Raw genomic sequence first — 19923 nt, 5'->3', positions numbered from 1 at the left:
GTGGTCTCACGCCCACGAAACCCCGGGCGGGAGCGGGCGCCCCTGGAGGCGGAACTCTTCGAGCGTCTGAAGGAACCGCTGCGTGACGGCCGGGAGCGTTCGCCGAGCGCGCAGCGCGATGTCCAGGCGCCGGTCCACCACAGGGTCCACCAGAGGACGGCAGACGACGGGCCCGGCCCCCATCAGCGGGAGCACCAGGGCGGGCATCGCCGACACTCCGAGGCCGGCGGTCACCAGTCCCCCCACGGTCGCGATACCGCCCGCCTCGGCCGCCGGTTGCGCACGCGCGTCGATCTGGGCGAACGCCGCGTCCGTGAGCCGCCGCACGCTCGAGTCGCGCCCGACGGCCAGGAACGGCTGACGGGCCAGGTCCTCCCAGGCGATCTCCTGGCGGTCGGCGAGCGGGTGGCCTTCCGGCAGCACCGCGACGAAGCGGTCCCTGACCAGGGGGCGGTGCTCCAGCTGCTCCGGCGGGCTGGCGACGGTGGTGATCGCGAAGTCGGCGTCACCGGACAGGACCCGCTCCAGTACCGGCCGCTCCAGGCCGTCGAGGAGGCGTACCGCCACCTGGGGCCGCCGCTCGCGGAAGTCGGAGATCACCTGTGGCAGGAGCACCGCCGCGACGGAGGCAAGGGTGGCCACCGCGACCGTTCCCGACTCGCCGAGCAGGTATCGCCTGAGCTCCTGCATGCCCGCCCGGTGAGCGGTGACGATCTGCTCGGCCACACGCAGGGCCTCGACACCCGCCGCGGTCAACTGCACGTTGCGGGTGTCCCGTTCCAGGAGTCGGACGCCGAGCTGCCGCTCCAGGTCCGCGACCGCGCGGCTGAGCGAGGACTGGGACACGTGCATCTGCGCGGCGGCCGCGGTGAAGCTCGCGGCCCGGGCGACGGCCGCGTACGCCGCCAGTTGACGCAAGGTGGTGGCCTCCATGGCCGCCGAGCATAGGCGCCCCGGCTCGGATTGATGCGCTTAACGCATGGACAGATCTCGGTTTGATGCTGGACACCGATCCGCCGCTGCTCCGAAACTCTCGCGTAACGCCTCGGTCTGCTCCCTCCGCCCAGCTCCAGCCCGCCGCCGCCGAGGGCCGTCCCCGAGAAAGCGAGCGCCGCCATGCCGGCAGCCCTGGGCTTCGCCACGATCGCCGTCCTCCTGCTGCTCACCATGACCAGGCGCGCCTCGGTGCTGGTCGCTCTGATCCTGCTTCCGGTGCTGGCGGCGCTCATCGGCGGATTCGCGGGCGATCTGGGCGAGTTGATTCTCGGTGGGCTGTCCAGGGTGGCTCCCACCGGCATCATGATCGCCTTCGCGGTCCTGTACTTCAGCCTGATGGTGGACGCCGGGCTCTTCGACCCCCTGATCCGCGCTCTGTTGCGCGTGGCGCGTGGCGACCCGTTACGGATCACCGTCGCCACGGCCGTTCTCACGCTGTGCGTGGCCCTGGACGGAGACGGTGCCTCCACCTTCCTCATCACCGTCTCCGCACTGCTGCCGGTCTACCAGAGGCTCGGTATGAACCCCCTGGTGCTGTCCGGAGTGGTCTGCCTGGGCGCGGGCGTGATGAACATGGTCCCCTGGGGCGGCCCGACGGTACGCGCCATGGCCGCGCTGAAGCTGGACAGTTCCGAGGTCTTCAACCCCGTGCTGCCTGCCATGGGTTTCGGCGTGGCCTGGGTGCTGGTGGCCTCGTATCTGCTCGGCCGCCGGGAGCGCAACCGTCTCGGTGCGCTGTCCCCGGGAGGTCCGGCCCCGGACGTGCGCACGGGTGAGGGCGAGGGCGAGGGGTGCGACCGCGAACCTGCCTCTTCGGCGTCTGCCGAGTCTGCCGAGTCTGCCGAGTCGAGTCTGCGGGCCACTCCCCGACGGCCGACGGGCAGGTCCGTCCCCCTCCGGCCCCTCCGGTCCCCGGGCGACGGGCCCGGCACCGTCCGGGTCCCCCCGCCGCCGCGGACCTGGCTGACCGTCTTCAATCTCCTGCTCACCGTCGCCCTCGTGGTCTGCCTGATCCTGGAAGTGATGCCGCTTCCGGTGCTGTTCGTCCTCGGGTTCGCCATCGCGCTGCTGGTCAACCACCCCTCCTGGGAACAGCAACAGGCGCTGCTCGACAAGCACGCCAGGAGCGTGGTCCTGGTCACCACGATGATCTTCGCGGCCGGCGTCCTCACCGGGATCCTCACCGGCACCAGGATGATCGACGAGATGGCCGAGGCGCTCGTCTCGGTCGTCCCCGACTCCTTCGGGTCGCATCTGCCCGTCGCGGTGGCCCTCACCGGCATGCCGTTGAGTCTTGTCTTCACCCCGGACGCCTACTACTTCGGGGTTCTGCCCGTACTGGCCGAGACCGCGAGCGGGTTCGGCACGGAGCCGGCCCAGGTCGCCCGCGCCGCCATTCTCGGCCAGATGACCACGGGCTTCCCGCTCAGTCCGCTCACCGCGTCCACGTTCATCCTGGTCGGCATGAGCGGTGTGTCGCTCGGAGAGCACCAGCGCTTCATCTTCCGCTGGGCCTTCGCCACCACCCTCGTCATGACCGCCGGCGCCCTGCTGACCGGAGCCTTCCCGCTGTGACCGTGTCCCGTGCCCGGGTGCGACCGGTGGCCCGGGCCCGAGCGGAGTCCCCTCCGCGGACGCCCGGCAGCCACCGCACATGCCGCGTCATGGCCCCCGAAGTGCCGCCCGGCTCCCGCACGTCGGGAGCCGGTCGACCGGATCCACCCGCACGGCACCCGGTCCGGGTGCCCCACCGACCGAGACGAGGACCTATGAGATCGATCCCCAGACGTACGGTGCTCGCCGTCACCGCAGGTGCGGTCGCGGCGCCGGCGGTGAGCACGGCGACCGCTGCGGCCGCCGACGCCACGACAGCCCCCTCCGAAGGACGGCAAGCGGCCTCCGGAGCGAATCCGGTCCTGCGGACGGACCTCCTGACGCACGTGACGCCGAGGAACAACTGGCTGGTGACGGCCGTCGCCATCCAGTACGCGCATCGCATCGACCTACGCGGCGGAACGGTCCCGCCCACCGCCTTCCAGGTGCGGGCCACCGTGGGCGGACAAACGGCGGCTCGCACGGTGACCCGCATCTACTCCAGCACCTCCGCCGAAGTCGACGACCGCTCCCACCCCGGACGACGAGGGGACCGCCTGATCATCGAACTCGATCCGAACGACCCCAACGCACGGGCCGCCGGCACCGACCCCCTTCCGCTCGACCGCGCCTACTGCGTCAGACAAGTGGCGGACGTGCGCACCCCCGAAGGCGAACCCGTGCTCAGGGCCGGCCCGTTCGCGAGCCGGAACGACGACGTCATCACTGCCGTCGTCGACGACTTCGCCGCCGGTTCCTTCACCGACCTGGCAGGTTTCGAACTGGACTTCCGGCTGTACCGGCCCGAGGGATTCCTGCGGAACCCGCACACGCGCAAGCGGTACCCGCTCGTCGTCACCCTGCACGGCGGCGGCGAAGTCGCGGACAACAACATGACCCAGCTCACCTCCAACCGGATCGCGGTCACGTTCGCCAAACCGGAACGCCAGCGCCGCGACCCCGCGTTCGTCCTCTCTCCGCAGATCCCCCTGCCCCGTCCCATGGACGGACCCGACGGCACGGACTGGACCGATGCCAAGGTCCAGGCCGCTCTGATCGAACTCATCGACACCTTCGTGAGCGAGCACGCCCGCAACGTGGACACAGCCCGGCTCTATCTCGTCGGCCTGTCCTCGGGCGGGCGCGGTATCTACAGCCTGCTGGCGAAGCGGCCCGACGTGTTCGCGGCCGCCCTGCCCACGGCCGGCTGGGGCGAGAGCGCCGCCATGGACCGGATCACGCACATCCCGATGTGGGCCGACCACTCCGTCGACGACCCGGTCGTCCCCTACCGGGAGGGCCGGTTCGGCAAGCCCGGCACCTGGACCCTGATGAACGCCCTGGAGAGCGCCGGTGCTCGCGTCACCCGTGGGCAGTGGGCCAACGATCTGCCGAAGGCACAGTTCGAGGCCCGGTCCCGGGCGCTCCTACGGCAGGCCCGGGCCACGCGCAGTCACGTCCTGTTCACGAGCTACACGGCCGGAACGACACCGGTGAACCCACACCTGTCATGGGCCCAGACGTACGAGAACGACGTGGTCATCGACTGGCTCTTCGCACAGTCCCGGTAGCCGCCGCACGCGGCGCCCCTTCCCTTCCCTTCCGCACTGTGAGACATCGTCTCCCGGCGAATCCGAACAGCCCTCACAGCGCGGGCGCACCCCGCTGTCCGGTTACCGCGCTCCCACCGCTATCCGGAGGTAAAGCAATGCGTCCATCACGTCGTTCCACCCGCACGACCGTGCAGTTACCGGCCCGCCCCCGTGCCATGACGGCACTGATCTGCCTGGCGACCGTCATCGCTCTGGCGCTGACTGTGCTGACAGCGGCCGCCCCGCCGGCCGCCGCCGCCGACCTGCTGTCCCAGGGCAGACCCGCGACCTCCTCCTCCACCGAGAACGCGTCCACTTCCGCGTCGGCGGCGGTGGACGGCAACACCGCAACGCGCTGGTCGAGCACGTTCGGCGATCCGCAGTGGCTGGCAGTCGATCTGGGCGCCACCGCCACCATCAGCCGCGTGGTGCTGCGCTGGGAGGCCGCGTACGCCCGCGCGTTCCAGATCCAGACCTCCGACAACGGCACCGCCTGGAGCACCGTCTACTCGACCACGACCGGCACCGGCGGCGTGCAGAGCCTCGACGTGAACGGCAACGGCCGCTACGTCCGCTTCCACGGCACCCAGCGCGGCACCGCCTACGGCTACTCGCTGTGGGAGTTCCAGGTGTACGGCTCCGGTGAGGGCACCCCTCCGGGCAACGAGATCCCGGACCCGACGACCGCTTTGCTGGAGGCCGCGGGCGGGCCGCTGACCACCGCCACCTACACCGTTCCCAGCCCGAGCGGGTACGGCTCCGGCACGGTCACGTATCCCACGAGCAGTGGCTCCTACCCGGGCGTGGTACTGATGCCGGGCTATCAGGGCACCCAGCAGAACCTGCAGTGGCTCGCGCCCCGCCTCGCCTCCTGGGGCTTCGTCGTCATCAACGTCGGCACCAACACACTGACCGACAATCCCGAGTCGCGCGGCCGCCAGATCACGGCCGCCGGTACCCAGTTGCTCGCGCTCGGCAACGTCGCCGGCAACCCGATATCCGGGAAGGTCAACGGCACGCTCGGCGCGGTCGGTCACTCGATGGGCGGCGGTGGCGTCATGGCGGCCCTCCGGGACGACGCGCGCTTCAGGGCGGGCGTGCCCACGGCCCCGTACTACCCGAACGCGAACTTCTCCGCAGTCACCGAGCCCACGTTCTTCCTGACCTGTCAAAGCGACCCTGTCGCCCACGGCAACGACTACGCGGTGCCCTGGTACAACTCCATGTCCGGGGCCGAGAGGTTCTACATCGAGGTTCCGGGCGACCATCTGTGCCCGATGACGGGCTACGGCAACAAGGCCAAGCAGGGCAAGTGGATCGTGTCGTTCCTCAGCCTCTGGCTGCGTGCCGACACCCGTTTCAGCCCGTTCCTGTGCGGTCCCGTGCGTGACGCCGACAAGAACAACACAGCCCTGGTCACGCGCTGGATGGACACCTGCCCGTACTGACCGGCTCGCTCGGAGCGCTCCGCGGCCCGCCGGCGCAGCGCTCCGAGCCGAGGTGATGCCGCGGGGGAGTGCCGTTCCGGCACTCCCCCGCGGCAGTCGGGAGGCAGGTGTCAGCCCCAGGAGGCGCCCGCGGGCTCCTCGATGGTGGTGTTGATGCGGTTGAAGAAGTTGGTCAGGCCGATCATGAGGATGATCGCGGAGAGCTGTTCCTCGTTGAAGTGGTCGGCCGCCTGGTCCCAGATGGTGTCGGGGACCGCCTTTCCGGAGCGGTCGGCGATGCGGGTGGCGGCCTCGGTGAGTTCCAGTGCCGCGCGCTCCTCCTCGGTGAAGAAGGGGGCCTCGCGCCAGGCCGCGACCGCGTGCAGGCGCTCGTCGGTCTCTCCGTGCTTCTTCGCGCCCTCCACGCCCGCGTACAGGCAGGCGCTGCAGGCGTTGATCTGGCTGGCGCGCAGGTGGACCAGTTCCAGCAGCTGCGGGGAGACTCCGCCCTGGTACATGGCCTTGTAGATGTTCTGGATGCCCTTCATGGCGTCCGGCAGTACCACGGCGGGGTTCTTCATACGAGCGTTCATCTCGGCTGTCCTTTGCATCGGTTAGCGTCCCTCACCAGTACGACGGACGCCGACGCGAGGGTGTGACAGTGCGGGAAGAGAAAGTTCTGGCCGAGCGGTTCGAGGCCGAGCGGGTCCGGCTGCGGTCGGTGGCCTACCGGATGCTGGGGACGATCTCCGAGGCGGAGGACGCCGTTCAGGAGACGTGGCTCAAGCTCAGCCGCAGCGACGTCGGCGAGGTGAGGAATCTCGCCGCGTGGCTGACGACCGTGGTGGGGCGGGTCTGCCTGGACATCCTGCGCTCCCGTGCGGCGCGGCGGGAGGATCCGCTGCCCGAGCAGGACGGCCGGGTGCGGCTGCCCGATCCGGTGATCAGCGGGCTCGGGGCGGTCGATCCGGAGCAGGAGATCATGGTCGCGGATTCGGTCGGGATCGCGCTGATGGTCGTCCTGGAGACGCTGTCGCCGGCGGAGCGGCTGGCGTTCGTGCTGCACGACATGTTCGACGTGCCCTTCGAGGACATCGCGTCCGTGCTGGGGCGCACGCCGGCCGCGACCCGGCAGCTCGCCAGCCGGGCGCGGCGGCGGGTGCAGGGGGCCGCCCCGGCCGCCGACACGGACACGGTGCGCAAGCGTGAGGTGGTGGACGCGTTCTTGAACGCGTCGCGCGGGGGTGACTTCGAGGCGCTGATGGCGATCCTCGACCCGGATGTGGTGGCCTGTTCGGACGGGGGCGGGCAGGTGGCGAGTCTGCTGCGGCGCGGGGCGGCAGATGTCGCCTCGCAGGCGGTGGAGTTCGCCAGGTTCGCCCAGGACGCCCGTGTCGTGCTGGTCAACGGATCGCCCGGGGTGGTGTCGTTCGCCGGCGGGCGGGCGATCTCGGTGCTGTCGTTCACGGTCCGGGGCGGGCGTATCGCGGCGATGGACGTCCTGACCGACCCGGAGCGGCTGCAGGCGTTGGGGCTGGTTGCCTGACGGCTCGCTCAAGGCCGGCTCGAGGACCGCTTTCCTGCTGGTGGAGGGGCACTCCGGGTGGGCCGTCGGGGTGCGGGAGGTAGGGCATGGTGGTTCTCGGTCTCCTGCGGACGCAGGCCGGAAGGGGGCGACGCCGGGGCACGTGCCGCAGGGGTTGGGCGGCATGTGCCCCGCGGGCGCCGCCGTCACTCGTCGTGGTCCGGCTCGTCGGTGCGGAGCAGCAGGCACCCTGTGAATTTTGGAGGAACCATGACCGCCCGTATCCCGAATCCCGCCATCACCGCCGGCCCGGACGTCCTTCCGGCGCTGATGGGAGTGGCGGGGGCCGTGAACAAGACCGGGCTGCCGGAGACGACGCTCCACCTCGTCTACCTGCGGGCCAGCCAGATCAACGGCTCCAGCTGGAACGTGAACAAGCACGCCTTCGACCTGAAGGCTGCCGGTGAGAGCGACGAGCGTGTGAACACCGTGGCAGCCTGGCGCGACGCGCCGTTCTTCACGGACGCCGAGCGTGCGGCGCTGGCCCTGGCCGAGGAGGCGACCCGTCTGGCCGGCCCCGACCCGGTGTCGGACGACGTGTGGGCCGAGGCCGCCAAGCACTACAACGAGCAGGAGCTCGCCGGTCTGTTGCTGGCGATCGGCTTCAACAACCTGTGGCACCGGCTGATGCCGACCACCCGTCAGCCCGCGCAGTCGCTGGCCGGCTGACCGTCCCCGTCCGTTCGTGTCCGGCCGGGCACGGAGCCGCTTCGCTCGCGGCTTCCGTGTCCGGCCGGACTTCTTTTCCGCCCGCCGGACTTGGTTGGCACGGCCGGCCGGACTTCTCTTCCGGGCGGCGTGGTCCAGGTATGAAGGGGCCCCGCCGCTCCTGGAGGGAGGCGGCGGGGCCGGAGGGGGCGGGGCGTCAGTGGCGGCTGTCGGTGGCGAGGACGGCGGCGGCCGGTGCCGCCTCCGCGGCGGCCTCGGCGGGCTCGGGGGTGGTGGAGTTCGCCGGCTTCTGGCCGCGCGGCATCAGGAAGGTGACGACGAGCAGGGCGACGAAACCGAGGACCGCGGCCGACAGGAAGGCATGGTGGTTGGCGGTCTCGTAGGCCTTGGTGACCAGGCCGGGGTCGCCGTTGGCGGAGGCGAGCCTTGCGCCCATGCCGTTGTAGGCGATGGTGGCGATGACGGCGAGACCGAGTGCGCCGCCGGCCTCCTGGCTGGTGTTGATCATGCCGGCGCCGACGCCCGCCTCCTCGCCGGAGACGCCGACGAACGCGGCGATCTGCAGGGTCACGAAGACCATGCCGCAGCCCAGGCCCAGCAGGATGAACGGGGCCAGCAGGTCCACCGCGTAGTGGCCGTCGGCCGGGGCGCGCACCAGCAGCAGCAGGCCGGTGACCGTCAGGGCCAGGCCCAGCATCACCACGGCGCGTGCGGCGACCTTGTTGACCAGGCCGGAGGCGATACCGGCGCCGACGGCCACGGACACGGCCAGCGGCACATAGGCGAAGCCCGCCTTGAGCGGGGAGTAGCCGAAGACGTCCTGCATGAAGAGGCTGGCGAAGAAGAACAGGGCGCTGAAGGTGCCGAAGACCAGCACCGCGGAGAGGTTGGCGGTGCGCATGGTCTTCAGGCGGAAGAACTTCAGCGGCATCATCGGGGACTTGACCTTGGACTCGATGACGAGGAAGGCGGCGAGCAGGGCGGCCACGGCGACGAGCGAGCCGATGGTGCGCAGGCTGTCCCAGCCGACGGTGGTGGCCTCGCCGAGCGTGAAGATCAGCAGCAGCAGGCCGCCGGTGAGGGTGGCGGCGCCGAAGGTGTCGAACTGGCCGCGGGTCTCGGCCTTGCTCTCGGGGATGATGCGCGGCGCGAGCAGGGCGGCGCCCAGGCCGATCGGCACGTTGATCCAGAAGATCCACCGCCAGCTGGCCGCGTCGGCCAGCACGCCGCCGAGGATGACGCCGAGGATGGAGGCGATGCCGGAGAGGGATCCCCACAGGCCCAGGGCCTTGTTGCGCTCGGGGCCCTCGGTGAAGGTGTTGGTCAGGATCGCCAGCGCCGCCGGGGTGATCATGGCGGCTCCCAGGCCCTGGACCGCGCGGGAGATGATCAGTACGTCGCCGCTCTCGGCGAGACCGGAGGTCAGCGACGCCAGCGCGAAGATCGTGAAACCGATCTGGATCATCCGGCGGCGGCCGAAGGTGTCGGCGAGGCGTCCGCCGAGCAGGAGGAAACCGCCGAGAACCGTCGCGTAGGCGGTGACGATGTAGTTCAGACTGACATCGGACATGTCGAGCCCGCTCTGGATCGACGGCAGAGCGAGGTTCACGATCGACACGTCGGTGAAGACCATGAACTGGCCCATGCACACGAAGGCCAGGATCGCCCCGGGGTTGAATCCCGCCCCGAGGCCTGGTCGGCTCGTGGTTGAGTCGGGGGCAGCCATTGTGAACTCCTCAACTGTGCAGGATCGGGTCGTCGGAAGCGGTCCTGGACGAAGGAGCCGCCGGGTGTGCCGTAACTCCCGTTCGTCGGTGACAAGGTCACGAACGTGGCGTGGAACCCTGTGGCCCGAAGACGGGTCTCGGAAAGTACACAGGCCCCCGGCACAGAACGGCTCGAGAGTGACTTGAGCCTGTCCTCACGCCCGGACGGCCGGTCCGGCGCCCGCGCACACGGGCTTCGGCGGCTGTGCGGGTCGAGGGCCGACGCAAGCCTCGTGTGCGGGGCTTGAGCCCAGCTCAAGAAGGTGTCCAGTGCGGCGTGATCGGTTGTCGGCAGTCGTGTTACGCCCGACCGCCGCCGCGAAGGACACCCGTCATGACGACCACACCTCCCACCCGGCCGGACACCGTCTCCGTGCCGGGGCCGTCCGGCACGCGGGCGGCCGGGCCCGATCCGTTGCGCTGGTGGGCGCTGGCGGTCGTCGCCCTGGCCCAGCTGACCGTGCTGCTGGACGGCACGATCGTGAACATCGCGCTGCCCTCGGCGCAGGCCGATCTGGGCATGGGGGACGGCGGCAGACAGTGGGTGATCACCGCCTACTCCCTGGCGCTGGGCGGGCTGTTGCTGCTCGGCGGGCGCGTCGTGGACCTGGTGGGACGCAAGCGGGCGTTCGTCGTCGGACTGCTGGGCTTCAGCGTCGCCTCCGCCGTGGGGGGTGCCGCGACGACTCCGGTGATGCTGTTCGCGGCGCGGGCCGGGCAGGGGGCGTTCGCCGCGCTGCTGATGCCGACCGCCCTGTCGCTGGTGGTGACGATGTTCACCGACCCCCGGGAGAGGGGCCGGGCGTTCGCGGTGTTCGGGACGGTCTCCGGTGTCGGCTCGGCCGCCGGGCTGATCCTCGGTGGACTGCTCACCGAGTACCTGGGCTGGCGGTGGTGCATGTACGTCAACGTGCCGGTCGCCCTGGTCGCGATCGGTGGCGGGCTGCGGGTGCTGCGCGGGGACGAGCGGGGCCCGGGTGGGGCGCGGCTGGACGTGGTGGGGGCGTTGTGGGGCTGCGGCGGGGTGACGGCGGCCGTGTACGGCTTCAGCGCGGCCGAGGGGCGGGGCTGGGCCGACACGTCGGTGCTGGGGTGCTGGCTGCGGCGGTGGTGCTGCTCGTGGTGTTCGCCGCGCATCAGGGCCGGGTGCGTGATCCGCTGCTGCCGCTGCGTGTCGTGCGTGAGCGGGTGCGGGCGGGTGCGCTCGGGATCGCGGCGCTGGGGCAGATCGGCACGTTCGCGGTGCTGCTGTTCGTGACGTACTACCTGCAGGTGGTCCTCGGGTTCTCGGCGGTCGCCGCGGGTGTGGCGTTCCTGCCGCTGACGGTGGGGATGACGGCCGGGGTGACGCTCGCGGCACGGCTGGCTCCGCGGTCGTCGGCGCGGTCCTTGGTCACGCCGGCGTTGCTGGTGGCGGCGGCCGGGGCGCTGCTGCTGACGCGGGTGGGCACCGGCTCCTCGTACGCGGCGGTGGTGCTGCCGGCGCTGGTGCTGTGCGGGTTGGGGCTGGGCGGTGCGGCGATGACGGCGATGACGGTGGCGACGGCGGGGTGGCGCCCGCGGACTCGGGGGCGGCGTCCGCGGTGTTCACCGCCGCGCAGCAGGTCGGCGGGTCGGTGGGTACGGCTGTGCTGAACACCGTGGCGGCGTCCGCGGCGGCCGATCGGCTGGCCGGGACGCCGTCGCGGGGGGCGCGGGCCGAGGCCGCCGTGCACGGGTTCACCGTCGCGTTGTGGGCGGTGGTGGCGCTGCTGGTGGCGGGTGCTGTCGCGGCGCTGCTCCTTGGGGCGCCACGCGGGGCGGGCGGGGTGCGCGGGCGGGCGGGGGCACGGTGAGGCCGGTGGGCCGTCGGGGGTGTGCGGCGGTGCGCGAGTGAGGGTCCAGGGGCGTGCGGTGGGCTGCCTGTGGGGACGTCGACTCAGTGAAGGATGTGCATTGCCCATGAGCGGACCGGTGGTGGCCGTCACGGCCGATACGAGCATGCTCAGCTGGACCATCTGGAAGGACGTGCCCGCGGCCGTCCTGCCCCTGGCCTATCTGGAGAAGGTGACCGGTGCGGGCGGCTCGCCGGTGCTGCTGCCGCCGTTGCCCGACGCCGTCGAGGAGGTGATGGAGCGGGTCGACGCGCTGCTGATGAGCGGGGGGCAGGACATCGAGCCCGCCCGTTACGGCGCGGTGCCGGGGCCGTACGCCCTGGCGCCGGACCCGGTGCGTGACGAGGCGGAGCTGCGGGCGCTGGCCGTGGCCGAGCGGCGGGGCATCCCGGTGCTGGGGGTCTGCCGGGGCCTGCAGCTGATCTCGGTCTCCCGCGGCGGCACCCTGCACGAGCACCATCCGCGGCACTCGCCGAAGATGCCCGGCCGCTACGACCGGCGCACCGTGCGTCTCGCGCCGGGCTCGCTCGCCGGGCAGGTGATGGGAGCGTCGGCTGCCGTGTACTGCCATCACCACCAGTCCGTCGACGTGCTGGGCGCGGGACTGGTGGCCACCGGCTGGGCCGAGGACGGGCTCGTCGAGGTCGTCGAGGATCCTTCCGCCCGGTTCGTGGTGGGCCTGCAGGCGCACGCCGAACTGGGCGAGGACACGGCGGGGTTGTTCAGGGCCTTCGTCGACGCCGCCCGCGCCGTGGGCCCCGCGCGGGGTCACACCCGTGCGGCCAGGTCCGCCTCCACGTCGTAGGACTGCGCCAGGGCGACGTCCCGGACCAGCTGCTGGACGCCTCCGCGCGGGGCGTCCGGCGCGCTCGGCGGGGTGGACAGGCGCTCGGAGCCGCCGCCGAGGGAGCTTTGGCGTACGCGGCTGGTGTGCGCGAGGCGCAGGTTCTCGTAGCGGGCGAGGGCGGCGGCGGGCGCGTTCGGGCCGTCGCCGCTTCGGGCGAGGCAGGCGGCCAGGGCCACGGCGTCCTCCACGGCCTGGCTGGCGCCCTGGCCGTGGTGGGGCAGCATCGGGTGGGCGGCGTCGCCCAGCAGGGTGGTGCGGGCGGTGCTCCAGCGCGGCAGGGGTTCGCGGTCGTACAGGCTCCAGTGCCCGGCTTCGGTGGCGGCCTCGAGGAGGGTGCGGGCGGCCGGTTCGGCGCCGGCGAACGCGGCCCGCAGCGCGGTCAGGTCGGCGGGGCGGCTCCAGGAGTCGCCGGACGCGTCCCCGTCGGGGACGACGGCGACGAACGCCCAGGCCCGGTGGGAGCGCACGGGGTGGGCCAGCAGCCGTCCGGCCGGACCGGTCCAGGTGAGCAGGGTGCCTGCGGGCAGGCCGGTGACGTCGCCGGCGGGGACGACGGCCCGGATCGCGGCGCTGCCGGAGAACACCGGCCGCTCGGGGCCGGCGAGCGCGCGGCGCAGCACGGAGTGCACGCCGTCCGCGCCGACGACCACGTCCGCGCGGCAGGCGGCACCGTCGGCGAAGCCGATCGTCACGCCGCCGGGGTCCTCGGTGACGGCGACCGCGCGCCTGCCGAGGTGGATGTGGGCGGCGGGCACCTGGGCGGCGAGCAGGGCGTGCAGGTCGGCCCGGTGCAGGGTGTAGTGGGGGCCGTCGAACCGGTCCGCCCACAGCTTGCCCATCGGCTGGCGCACGAGGACGGCGCCGGTGTCGAGGGCCCGTACCTCCATCGCCGCGGGCTGTACGGCTGCGGCGTGCAGTGGGGTGCCGAGGCCGAGGCGGGCCAGCAGCCGGCTGCCGTTGGGGGCGAGGTGGATGCCGGCGCCGATCTCGCCCAGCGCGGGCGCCTGTTCGTAGACGTCGACGCCGATGCCCAGGCGGCGCAGGACTATCGCGGTGGTCAGTCCGCCGATGCCTGCTCCGATGACGGCGACGTGCAGCGGTCGTGTGCTCATGTGGTGCCTTTCGGCTCGCGCGTCCTGGTGCCCCGCGCGGCGTGCGCACCGCCGGTGTCCGGGTCTTCGCCGGTCCGGCACGGCGGGCGGGAGGCGGCGGCCGGGGGCGCGTGTGCGCCGCGTCCAGGTCCCTGCCGCCGCCTCCCGGGTGGCGCCCTGGGGCGCCTTCGACCCTAGGGCCGCCCGGCTGCCCGGGGCGGCCCTGTGGATCGGTCCTCAAGCGGCCCCGAACCAGCGCCTGAGCGCCTGCGCGAGGTCCGCCTCGTCGGGTGCGGCCCAGGCGATGTGCCCGTCGGGGCGCACCAGCAGGGCGTGCGGGGTGTCCGGATGGCCGTCGCCGTCGAAGTCGGCCGTGACGACGTCGACCCGGTCGGCCCAGGGTGCGGCGGTGGTGCGCAGGGTTTCGCCGTCGTGGGCGGCGGAGGTGACGATCAGGACGCCGCGGGCGGTGTGCAGCAGGTCGGCGACGCGGCCGGGGTTGCCGTTGGCGTGTTTGAGCGGCAGGTCGGGGCGCAGTCTCAGGCCGAGGCGGGGGTGGGAGCCGGCGCCCATGTCGTAGCGGATGTCGAGGCCGCTGACCTGTCCGGCGAGGTGGCGGGCGACGTCGGGGTCGGCGACGAGTTCCTGCATGACGGCGCGCAGCGGCTGCATGTCCTCGCCGCTGAGGTAGAGCTTGGTCTGGGCGCGGGTGTTGCGCATCAAGAGCCGGCCGACGGGGTGGCGTTCGGTGTGGTAGGTGTCCAGGAGTTCTTCGGGGGCGCGGCCGTTGATGACGGCGGCGAGTTTGAAGCCGAGGTTGGCGGCGTCCTGTACGCCCACGCTCATGCCCTGGGCTCCGGCGGGCATGTGGATGTGGGTGGCGTCGCCGGCGAGGAGGACGCGGCCCTTGCGGTACCGGGCGGCCTGGCGGGTGGTGTCGGTGAAGGAGCTGATCCAGCGCACTTCGGCGTCGTGGATGCTCTCGCCGGTCATCTCCTGCCAGGCGTCGGCGATCACGGAGAAGGTCAGGCCGCTCTTGTCCTCGGGCGGGCGCAGGGACTCGTTGTGGATGACGATGCGGGTGACACCGTTCTGGAGGTTGAAGGACATCACCATGCCGCCGGGGACGCGTTCGCCGATGGGCCGGTGGGGGATGTCGGTGTTCACCAGGTCGGCCATGTACATCCCGCGGGTGGCCTCCCAGCCGGGGAAGTCGATGCCGGCCATCCGGCGCACCAGGCTGCGGGCGCCGTCGCAGCCCACGAGGTACTGGGCGGCGAGCCGGCCGGGTCCGTCGGGGCCCTGGTAGTCGACGACGACGCCGTCGTCGCTCTCGTGGTGGCCGAGGACCTCGTGCGAGCGGCGGATGTCGACACCGAGTTCGTCGAGCCACTCGCACAGGATCTGTTCGGTGCGGTACTGCGGGATGCCGCGCACGCTGAAGTGGTTGTCCTCCAGCTGGGAGAAGTCGATGCGTACGCCGCCGAAGTGGCCCTGGGCCCATTCGACGTCGCCGAAGCGGGCGAGCAGGCCGCGCTGGTCGAAGACTTCGGCGGCGCGGCGGGTGAAGCCCACGCCGCGGGATTCGCCGCTGGGGGCGGGCAGTTTCTCCAGCACGGTGACGTCGGCGCCGCCCAGGCGCAGTTCGCCGGCGAGCATCAGCCCGACCGGCCCGGCGCCGACGATGATCGCGCCCTTTGGCATGTCGTACTCCTTCACGCAACTGGCCGCCGCAGGCGGGCGGTTGCCAGGTCGGCTGTGGTCAGTCGGGTCAGAACCGGGTCAGTGGTCAGTGGTTGGCGGTCAGTGGTTGGCGGTCAGTGGTCGGTGGTTGGCGGAAGAAGTCCAGGAGGTGGTGGGTGATGAGCTCGGGTTCTTCCTCGGGGAAGTAGTGCACCGACTGCTTGACCCGTTCCACGCGCACGTCGTCGGCCAGCGTGGGCAGCGTGGTGCGGAAGTGGTCGTGGGAGAAGCGGGAGCCGATGCCCAGCAGGGGCGCGGTGATCTTGGGGTAGGTCTTCAGGTCCGCGATGTCCTGGTGGTAGGCCTGGTACCAGGCGCAGGCGGCGCGGATGCCGTCGGGGCTGTCGTAGGCGGCGGCGTAGACGGCGCGGTCGCGGTCGCCGATCAGCGACTGGTCGTCCAGGGCGTGGGTGAACAGCCAGTCGATGACCTGGCGCATACGGCCGGCGTACAGCACCTGGGGCAGGTGCTGGACCTGGTTGAACGCCCACCACCAGCGGGTGATGCCGGTGCCCGGGCGGGCGATCAGCCGCAGGTCGTAGTAGCTGTCGTCGGGGTGTGCGGTGTCCAGGATCGCGACCTTGCGGGTGGCTTCGGGGTGGTTGGCGGCGAAGGCGAAGGCGACCATGGCGCCCATGTCGTGGCCGGCGATGTGGACGTCGTGGTGGCCGAGGTGGCGGATCAGCGCGTGGATGTCGGCGGCCATCGTCTTCTTGTCGTAGCCGTCGGCGGGCCGGGCGGATCCGCCCATGCCGCGCAGGTCGGCCGCGATGACGGTGAAGTGCCGCGCCAGGTCGGGCAGCACCTTGTGCCAGGCCCACCAGGTCTGCGGGTAGCCGGGCAGCAGCACCAGCGCATCGCCGCTGCCGCCGGTGACGTAGTGCAGCCGGGTGCCGTTGACGTCGGCGTGGTGGCTGGTGAAGTCGCCGGGCAGTTCGCGCGCGAGTTCCTCGTCGGTCGGGGTGCGGCCGGCTTGCGCTGTCATCAGGGCCTTCCTTCGTGGATGCCCCCGGCCTCAGCCGGAGGAGGAAACGAAGCTCCTGCGGAGCAAGGCACGGGTGGCCGGTTCGCCGCCAGGGCGGACCGGCGTCCACCGACCACCGGACAACACCCTTCACTCACAGGGGAGTTGATACGATGTGAGGCATGACGCTGCAGGTCAAGCGGGCGTTCAAGTACCGCTTCTACCCCACCGACGAGCAGGCAGGCGAGCTGTCCCGCACGTTCGGCTGCGTCCGCCTCGTATACAACAAGGCGCTGGAGGAGCGCACCCGGGCCTGGTACGGCGAGCAGCGCCGCGTCTCCTATGTGCAGTCGTCGGCCGCGCTGTACAAGTCGCGGAAGAAGTCCCGGGCGTCGGCCGAGTACACCCGCAGCGCCTTCAAGTGGCGCGACGGGCAGCTGACTCTGGCCAAAACGGCGGAGCCGCTGGACATCCGCTGGTCGCGTCCGCTCCCCCAGGGGGCGGAGCCGACGACGGTGACCGTGTCCCGTGACGGCGCCGGGCGCTGGTTCGTCTCGATGCTCGTCGAGGACACCGTCGCCTTGGCCCCTGCCACGAATGCGGCGGTCGGCCTGGACGCCGGGATCTCCTCCCTGGTGACCCTGTCCACCGGGGAGAAGATCGCCAACCCGAAGCATGAGCGCCGGGACCGCACCCGTCTCGCCCGCGCTCAGCGGGAGCTGTCCCGCAAGGCCAAGGGCTCCGACAACCGGGCCAAGGCCCGCGTGAAGGTCGCCCGCGTCCATGCCCGGATCGCCGACCGGCGCCGGGACTTCCTGCACAAGCTGTCGACTCGTCTCGTCCGTGAGAACCAAACGGTCGTGATCGAGGATCTCACCGTCCGCAACATGCTGAAGAACGGCAGGCTCGCGCGTGCCGTGTCCGACGCGTCGTGGACGGAGCTGCGCTCCATGCTGGAGTACAAGTGCGCCTGGTACAGGCGCGAACTTGTCGTGATCGACCGTTGGTTCCCCAGCTCCAAGCTGTGCGGGGCCTGCGGCAGGGTCGCGGCGAAGATGCCGCTGAACGTCCGCGAGTGGACGTGCGACTGCGGCGCCGTGCACGACCGCGACGTGAACGCCGCACGCAACATTCTCGCCGCCGGGCTGGCGGCGTCTGCCTGTGGAGACGGTGTAAGACCTCAACGGGAGTCCTCCCGGACGGGGCGGTCGTCGGTGAAGCAGGAACCCCAGCGGGCGACCGCTGGAATTCCCCGCCATTAGGCGGGGGAGGAAGTCAAGTCCCTCTTCTCCGTGCTGCTGCGGGCTGCGGGCGGTTCGTCAGGGGGCGAAGGCGGCCGCGTTCTGCTCCGCCCATTCGCGGAAGGGGCGGGCGGGGTGTCCGGTGAGCATCTGGACGTCCCCGCTGAGGAGGACGGGCCCGGTGGAGAGCGACCACAGCTCGATCAGGGCGTCGGCGATGTCGTCCGGCATCGAGTCGGGCTTGTGGGCGCGCCACACCGCGGGCGGGATCGGCTGGACGGGGATGTCACGGCCGGCGGCCTCGGCGATGACGGCGACCTCCTCGCGGAAGCTCAGCGAGGCGGGGCCGGTGAGGTGGTAGGAACGGCCGCGCGTCTCGGGGCGGGTGAGGGCGGCGTAGGCGCACTCGGCGATGTCCCGCTCGTCGATCGGGTCGGCGTAGCTGTCGGGGAAGGGCAGGGTGACCGTGCCGCGGGCCCGCAGCACGTACGCCCAGGAGGCGGCGTTGGAGGCCAGCGCTCCGCAGTTGAGGGTGGTGACGGTCAGCGGGGCGGCGGCCAGCGCGCGTTCGACCGCCAGGTGCGGGGCGGCGATCGGGTTGGTCTCGGCGTCGGCGCGCAGCACGGCGTCGGCGGACATCACCACGACGTGCTCGACGCCCGCGGCGACGGCGTCGGCGGTGAACCGCTCGATGTGGGTGGGGTCGCAGTACAGGAACACCGAGGTGACGCCGTCGAGGGCGGCCGCGAACGTGGTGGGGTCGTCCAGGGCGAGCCGTACGGTGGGGACGCCGTCGGGCGGGGTCAGTTTCTCGGGGCTCGCGGAGGCGGCTGTGACGGGTACGCCGTGGTCGGCGAGGAGCCGTACGAGCAGCGATCCGACCTTGCCGCGGCTGCCGGTGACGAGGACGGTCATGACGGGTTGCCTCTCCTAGGGGGTCGCGGGGCCGTCAGGCGGCGGGGCGGCCGAACCAGCGGTGCAGTGCCACGCGCAGGTCCCCGCCGTCGGGGTCCGTCCACACGATGTGGCCGTCGGGGCGCACCAGGACGGAGGTGGGCCGCTGTTCCGGTGCGGTGTCCTGCGGGGCCCAGGTGCCGGTGACGACGTCGACGCGGTCGGCCCAGTCGGCGGCCGTCTTCGCCGCGGTCTCGTCGTCGCCGGTGGCGATGAGCAGGCCGCGGGCGCCGTGGAGCAGTTCGGCGACCTTCGTCCGGCTGCCGTCGGGGCGTTCCACCACCTGGTAGGGGGCCAGGCGCAGGCCGAGCTGCGGGTGGTCGCCGGGGCCGACGTCGTAGCGGATGTGCAGGCCGCTGACGCGTCCGGCGAGGTGGCGGGCGACGGGCTCCAGTGCGACCAGTTCGCGCATGACGGCGCGCAGCGGCTCCATCTCCTCGCCGCTGAGGTAGAGCAGCGACATGGCGTGCACGTCGGCCATGAGTTTCTCGCCGATGGGGTGCCGTTCGTCGTGGTAGGTGTCCAGGAGGTCGTCGCCGGCGTGGCCGCGCAGGACGGCGGCGAGTTTGAAGCCGAGGTTGACGGCGTCCTGGAGGCCGACGCTGACGCCCTGGGCGCCGAGCGGGGCGTGGTCGTGGGCGGCGTCGCCGGCCAGGAGGACGCGGCCCTTGCGGTACCGCTCGGCGAGGCCGGTGGCGTTGGTCAGGGCGCACATCCAGGTGGCGTCGGCGTGGTGGATGTCCTCGCCGGTCAGCCGCTGCCAGGCGTCGGCGATCTCGGTGAAGGTCGGTTCGCCCTCGCCGTGGTGGGGGCGGACGCCGGGTTCGTGGATGACGATGCGGTCGACGCCGGGTTCGAGGGTGACGGACAGGACCATGCCGCCGCCGGGGACGCGTTCGCCGATGGGCCGCATCCGCAGGTCGGCGCCGACCACGTCCGCCAGGTACAGGCCGCGGGTGGCCTTGCTGCCGGGGAAGGCGATGCCGGCCAGGCGGCGCACGGTGCTGTTGCCGCCGTCGCAGCCGACGAGGTAGGAGGCCGTGTCCTGAACGGGGCCGGCGGGGCCGGTGAAGTGGGCGACGATTTCGCCGTCGGTCTCGGTGAAGGAGGTCAGCTCGTGTCCGCGGCGGACCTCGACACCGAGTTCGGCGACCCAGGTGCCGAGCATGTCCTCGGTGACCGACTGGGCCAGGCCCATGACGCCGAAGTGGCTCTCCTCCAGCAGGGAGAAGTCGATACGGACACCGCCGTAGTGGCCCTTGCTGCCCCAGCGGATGTCACCGAGGCGTTCCAGCAGGCCCCGCTGGTCGAAGACTTCGGCGGTGCGGCTGGTGAATCCCAGGCCCCGGGACTCGCCGCTCGGGGCGGGCAGCCTGTCGTAGACGACGACGTCCGCGCCACCGAGGGCGAGTTCGCCCGCGAGCATCAGACCGGCCGGGCCGGCTCCCACGATGATCACGCCGTGTGGCATGTCGACTCCTCGGTACAGGTGGATGCAGATCAGGAAAGCCCGCTGGTCTCGACGGGTGGTGCAGTCCGGCTCAAGTGGTGCGGTGGCAGCAGGAGTCGGGGCACCGCGGG

General features: G+C 71.9%; 15 protein-coding genes and 1 pseudogene. 8 read left to right on the top strand and 8 right to left on the bottom strand.

Annotated features, from left to right (window positions below):
* Positions 1-6: 6 nt before the first annotated feature.
* The gene (locus E4N62_RS44200) at positions 7-933 is read right to left on the bottom strand and encodes a LysR family transcriptional regulator (protein WP_230223896.1); all 927 of its coding nucleotides are present in this window, start codon (positions 931-933) and stop codon (positions 7-9) included.
* 183 nt (positions 934-1116) lie between these two features.
* Here E4N62_RS44200 and E4N62_RS44195 point away from each other — a divergent pair, with 183 nt between their 5' ends.
* The 3 genes from E4N62_RS44195 to E4N62_RS44185 all read left to right on the top strand — a co-directional run bounded on the left by E4N62_RS44195 (position 1117) and on the right by E4N62_RS44185 (position 5629).
* The gene (locus tag E4N62_RS44195) at positions 1117-2571 is read left to right on the top strand and encodes a CitMHS family transporter (RefSeq protein ID WP_230223895.1); all 1455 of its coding nucleotides are present in this window, start codon (positions 1117-1119) and stop codon (positions 2569-2571) included.
* A gap of 194 nt (positions 2572-2765) precedes the next feature.
* A complete protein-coding gene (locus E4N62_RS44190) occupies positions 2766-4160 on the top strand; it encodes a prolyl oligopeptidase family serine peptidase (RefSeq protein WP_230223894.1) in 1395 nt (464 codons plus the stop codon).
* 197 nt (positions 4161-4357) lie between these two features.
* On the top strand, positions 4358-5629 hold the full coding sequence (locus E4N62_RS44185; protein WP_230224225.1) for a discoidin domain-containing protein: 1272 nt from the start codon (positions 4358-4360) through the stop codon (positions 5627-5629).
* Positions 5630-5739: 110 nt separating this feature from the next.
* Here the strand turns inward: E4N62_RS44185 and E4N62_RS44180 are convergent, their stop codons facing one another.
* A complete protein-coding gene (locus E4N62_RS44180; RefSeq protein ID WP_230223893.1) occupies positions 5740-6201 on the bottom strand; it encodes a carboxymuconolactone decarboxylase family protein in 462 nt (153 codons plus the stop codon).
* A gap of 68 nt (positions 6202-6269) precedes the next feature.
* On the opposite strand from E4N62_RS44180, the gene sigJ reads away from it, so the two are divergent.
* Together sigJ and E4N62_RS44170 are read left to right on the top strand one after the other, a co-directional pair.
* A complete protein-coding gene (gene sigJ / locus E4N62_RS44175; protein ID WP_230223891.1) occupies positions 6270-7154 on the top strand; it encodes an RNA polymerase sigma factor SigJ in 885 nt (294 codons plus the stop codon).
* Between the two features lie 249 nt (positions 7155-7403).
* A complete protein-coding gene (locus tag E4N62_RS44170) occupies positions 7404-7862 on the top strand; it encodes a carboxymuconolactone decarboxylase family protein (RefSeq protein WP_215453210.1) in 459 nt (152 codons plus the stop codon).
* Between the two features lie 196 nt (positions 7863-8058).
* On the opposite strand, the gene E4N62_RS44165 is transcribed toward E4N62_RS44170, so the two are convergent.
* Entirely contained in the window at positions 8059-9588 is a 1530-nt protein-coding gene (locus tag E4N62_RS44165; RefSeq protein WP_230223890.1) for an MFS transporter, read from the bottom strand.
* Positions 9589-9962: 374 nt separating this feature from the next.
* Between E4N62_RS44165 and E4N62_RS49975 the strand changes: the two are divergent.
* Both E4N62_RS49975 and E4N62_RS44155 read left to right on the top strand, forming a co-directional pair.
* Positions 9963-11463, top strand: a pseudogene (locus E4N62_RS49975) (MFS transporter).
* A gap of 106 nt (positions 11464-11569) precedes the next feature.
* Entirely contained in the window at positions 11570-12307 is a 738-nt protein-coding gene (locus E4N62_RS44155) for a gamma-glutamyl-gamma-aminobutyrate hydrolase family protein (protein ID WP_230223888.1), read from the top strand.
* On the opposite strand, the gene E4N62_RS44150 is transcribed toward E4N62_RS44155, so the two are convergent.
* The 3 genes from E4N62_RS44150 to E4N62_RS44140 all read right to left on the bottom strand — a co-directional run bounded on the left by E4N62_RS44150 (position 12271) and on the right by E4N62_RS44140 (position 16168).
* Positions 12271-13461 (bottom strand): FAD-dependent monooxygenase, encoded by a 1191-nt coding sequence (locus E4N62_RS44150; RefSeq protein WP_230223886.1) that lies wholly within the window; start codon positions 13459-13461, stop codon positions 12271-12273. The genes E4N62_RS44155 and E4N62_RS44150 overlap by 37 nt on opposite strands.
* Before the next feature lie 216 nt (positions 13462-13677).
* Complete coding sequence (locus E4N62_RS44145; protein WP_230223884.1) at positions 13678-15144, bottom strand: FAD-dependent monooxygenase; 1467 nt, start codon at positions 15142-15144, stop codon at positions 13678-13680.
* An 85-nt stretch (positions 15145-15229) separates the two neighbouring features.
* On the bottom strand, positions 15230-16168 hold the full coding sequence (locus E4N62_RS44140; protein ID WP_230223882.1) for an alpha/beta fold hydrolase: 939 nt from the start codon (positions 16166-16168) through the stop codon (positions 15230-15232).
* Between the two features lie 161 nt (positions 16169-16329).
* Between E4N62_RS44140 and E4N62_RS44135 the strand changes: the two genes are divergently transcribed.
* The gene (locus E4N62_RS44135; RefSeq protein ID WP_230223880.1) at positions 16330-17409 is read left to right on the top strand and encodes a transposase; all 1080 of its coding nucleotides are present in this window, start codon (positions 16330-16332) and stop codon (positions 17407-17409) included.
* A 57-nt stretch (positions 17410-17466) separates the two neighbouring features.
* On the opposite strand, the gene E4N62_RS44130 is transcribed toward E4N62_RS44135, so the two are convergent.
* Both E4N62_RS44130 and E4N62_RS44125 read right to left on the bottom strand, forming a co-directional pair.
* A complete protein-coding gene (locus tag E4N62_RS44130) occupies positions 17467-18303 on the bottom strand; it encodes an NAD(P)H-binding protein (protein WP_230223878.1) in 837 nt (278 codons plus the stop codon).
* A 34-nt stretch (positions 18304-18337) separates the two neighbouring features.
* The gene (locus tag E4N62_RS44125; protein ID WP_230223876.1) at positions 18338-19813 is read right to left on the bottom strand and encodes an FAD-dependent monooxygenase; all 1476 of its coding nucleotides are present in this window, start codon (positions 19811-19813) and stop codon (positions 18338-18340) included.
* Positions 19814-19923: the final 110 nt, after the last annotated feature.

Origin of the sequence: Streptomyces sp. MNU76, assembly GCF_020982545.1 — a bacterium.
Classification (GTDB): Bacteria; Actinomycetota; Actinomycetes; order Streptomycetales; family Streptomycetaceae; genus Streptomyces.
Note: the sequence above shows the minus strand (reverse complement) of the source record. Positions and strands in the feature narration are given on the sequence as shown.

Bases quoted from the DNA above. Each gene is read 5' to 3' on its own strand.
- E4N62_RS44200 (WP_230223896.1), bottom strand. From the start codon at position 933: ATGGAGGCCACCACCTTGCGTCAACTGGCGGCGTACGCGGCCGTCGCC.
- E4N62_RS44150 (WP_230223886.1), bottom strand. From the start codon at position 13,461: ATGAGCACACGACCGCTGCACGTCGCCGTCATCGGAGCAGGCATCGGC.
- E4N62_RS44130 (WP_230223878.1), bottom strand. From the start codon at position 18,303: ATGACCGTCCTCGTCACCGGCAGCCGCGGCAAGGTCGGATCGCTGCTC.
- E4N62_RS44185 (WP_230224225.1), top strand. From the start codon at position 4,358: ATGACGGCACTGATCTGCCTGGCGACCGTCATCGCTCTGGCGCTGACT.
- E4N62_RS44180 (WP_230223893.1), bottom strand. From the start codon at position 6,201: ATGAACGCTCGTATGAAGAACCCCGCCGTGGTACTGCCGGACGCCATG.
- E4N62_RS44190 (WP_230223894.1), top strand. From the start codon at position 2,766: ATGAGATCGATCCCCAGACGTACGGTGCTCGCCGTCACCGCAGGTGCG.
- E4N62_RS44155 (WP_230223888.1), top strand. From the start codon at position 11,570: ATGAGCGGACCGGTGGTGGCCGTCACGGCCGATACGAGCATGCTCAGC.
- E4N62_RS44165 (WP_230223890.1), bottom strand. From the start codon at position 9,588: ATGGCTGCCCCCGACTCAACCACGAGCCGACCAGGCCTCGGGGCGGGA.
- E4N62_RS44195 (WP_230223895.1), top strand. From the start codon at position 1,117: ATGCCGGCAGCCCTGGGCTTCGCCACGATCGCCGTCCTCCTGCTGCTC.
- E4N62_RS44125 (WP_230223876.1), bottom strand. From the start codon at position 19,813: ATGCCACACGGCGTGATCATCGTGGGAGCCGGCCCGGCCGGTCTGATG.
- E4N62_RS44135 (WP_230223880.1), top strand. From the start codon at position 16,330: ATGACGCTGCAGGTCAAGCGGGCGTTCAAGTACCGCTTCTACCCCACC.
- E4N62_RS44145 (WP_230223884.1), bottom strand. From the start codon at position 15,144: ATGCCAAAGGGCGCGATCATCGTCGGCGCCGGGCCGGTCGGGCTGATG.
- E4N62_RS44170 (WP_215453210.1), top strand. From the start codon at position 7,404: ATGACCGCCCGTATCCCGAATCCCGCCATCACCGCCGGCCCGGACGTC.
- E4N62_RS44140 (WP_230223882.1), bottom strand. From the start codon at position 16,168: ATGACAGCGCAAGCCGGCCGCACCCCGACCGACGAGGAACTCGCGCGC.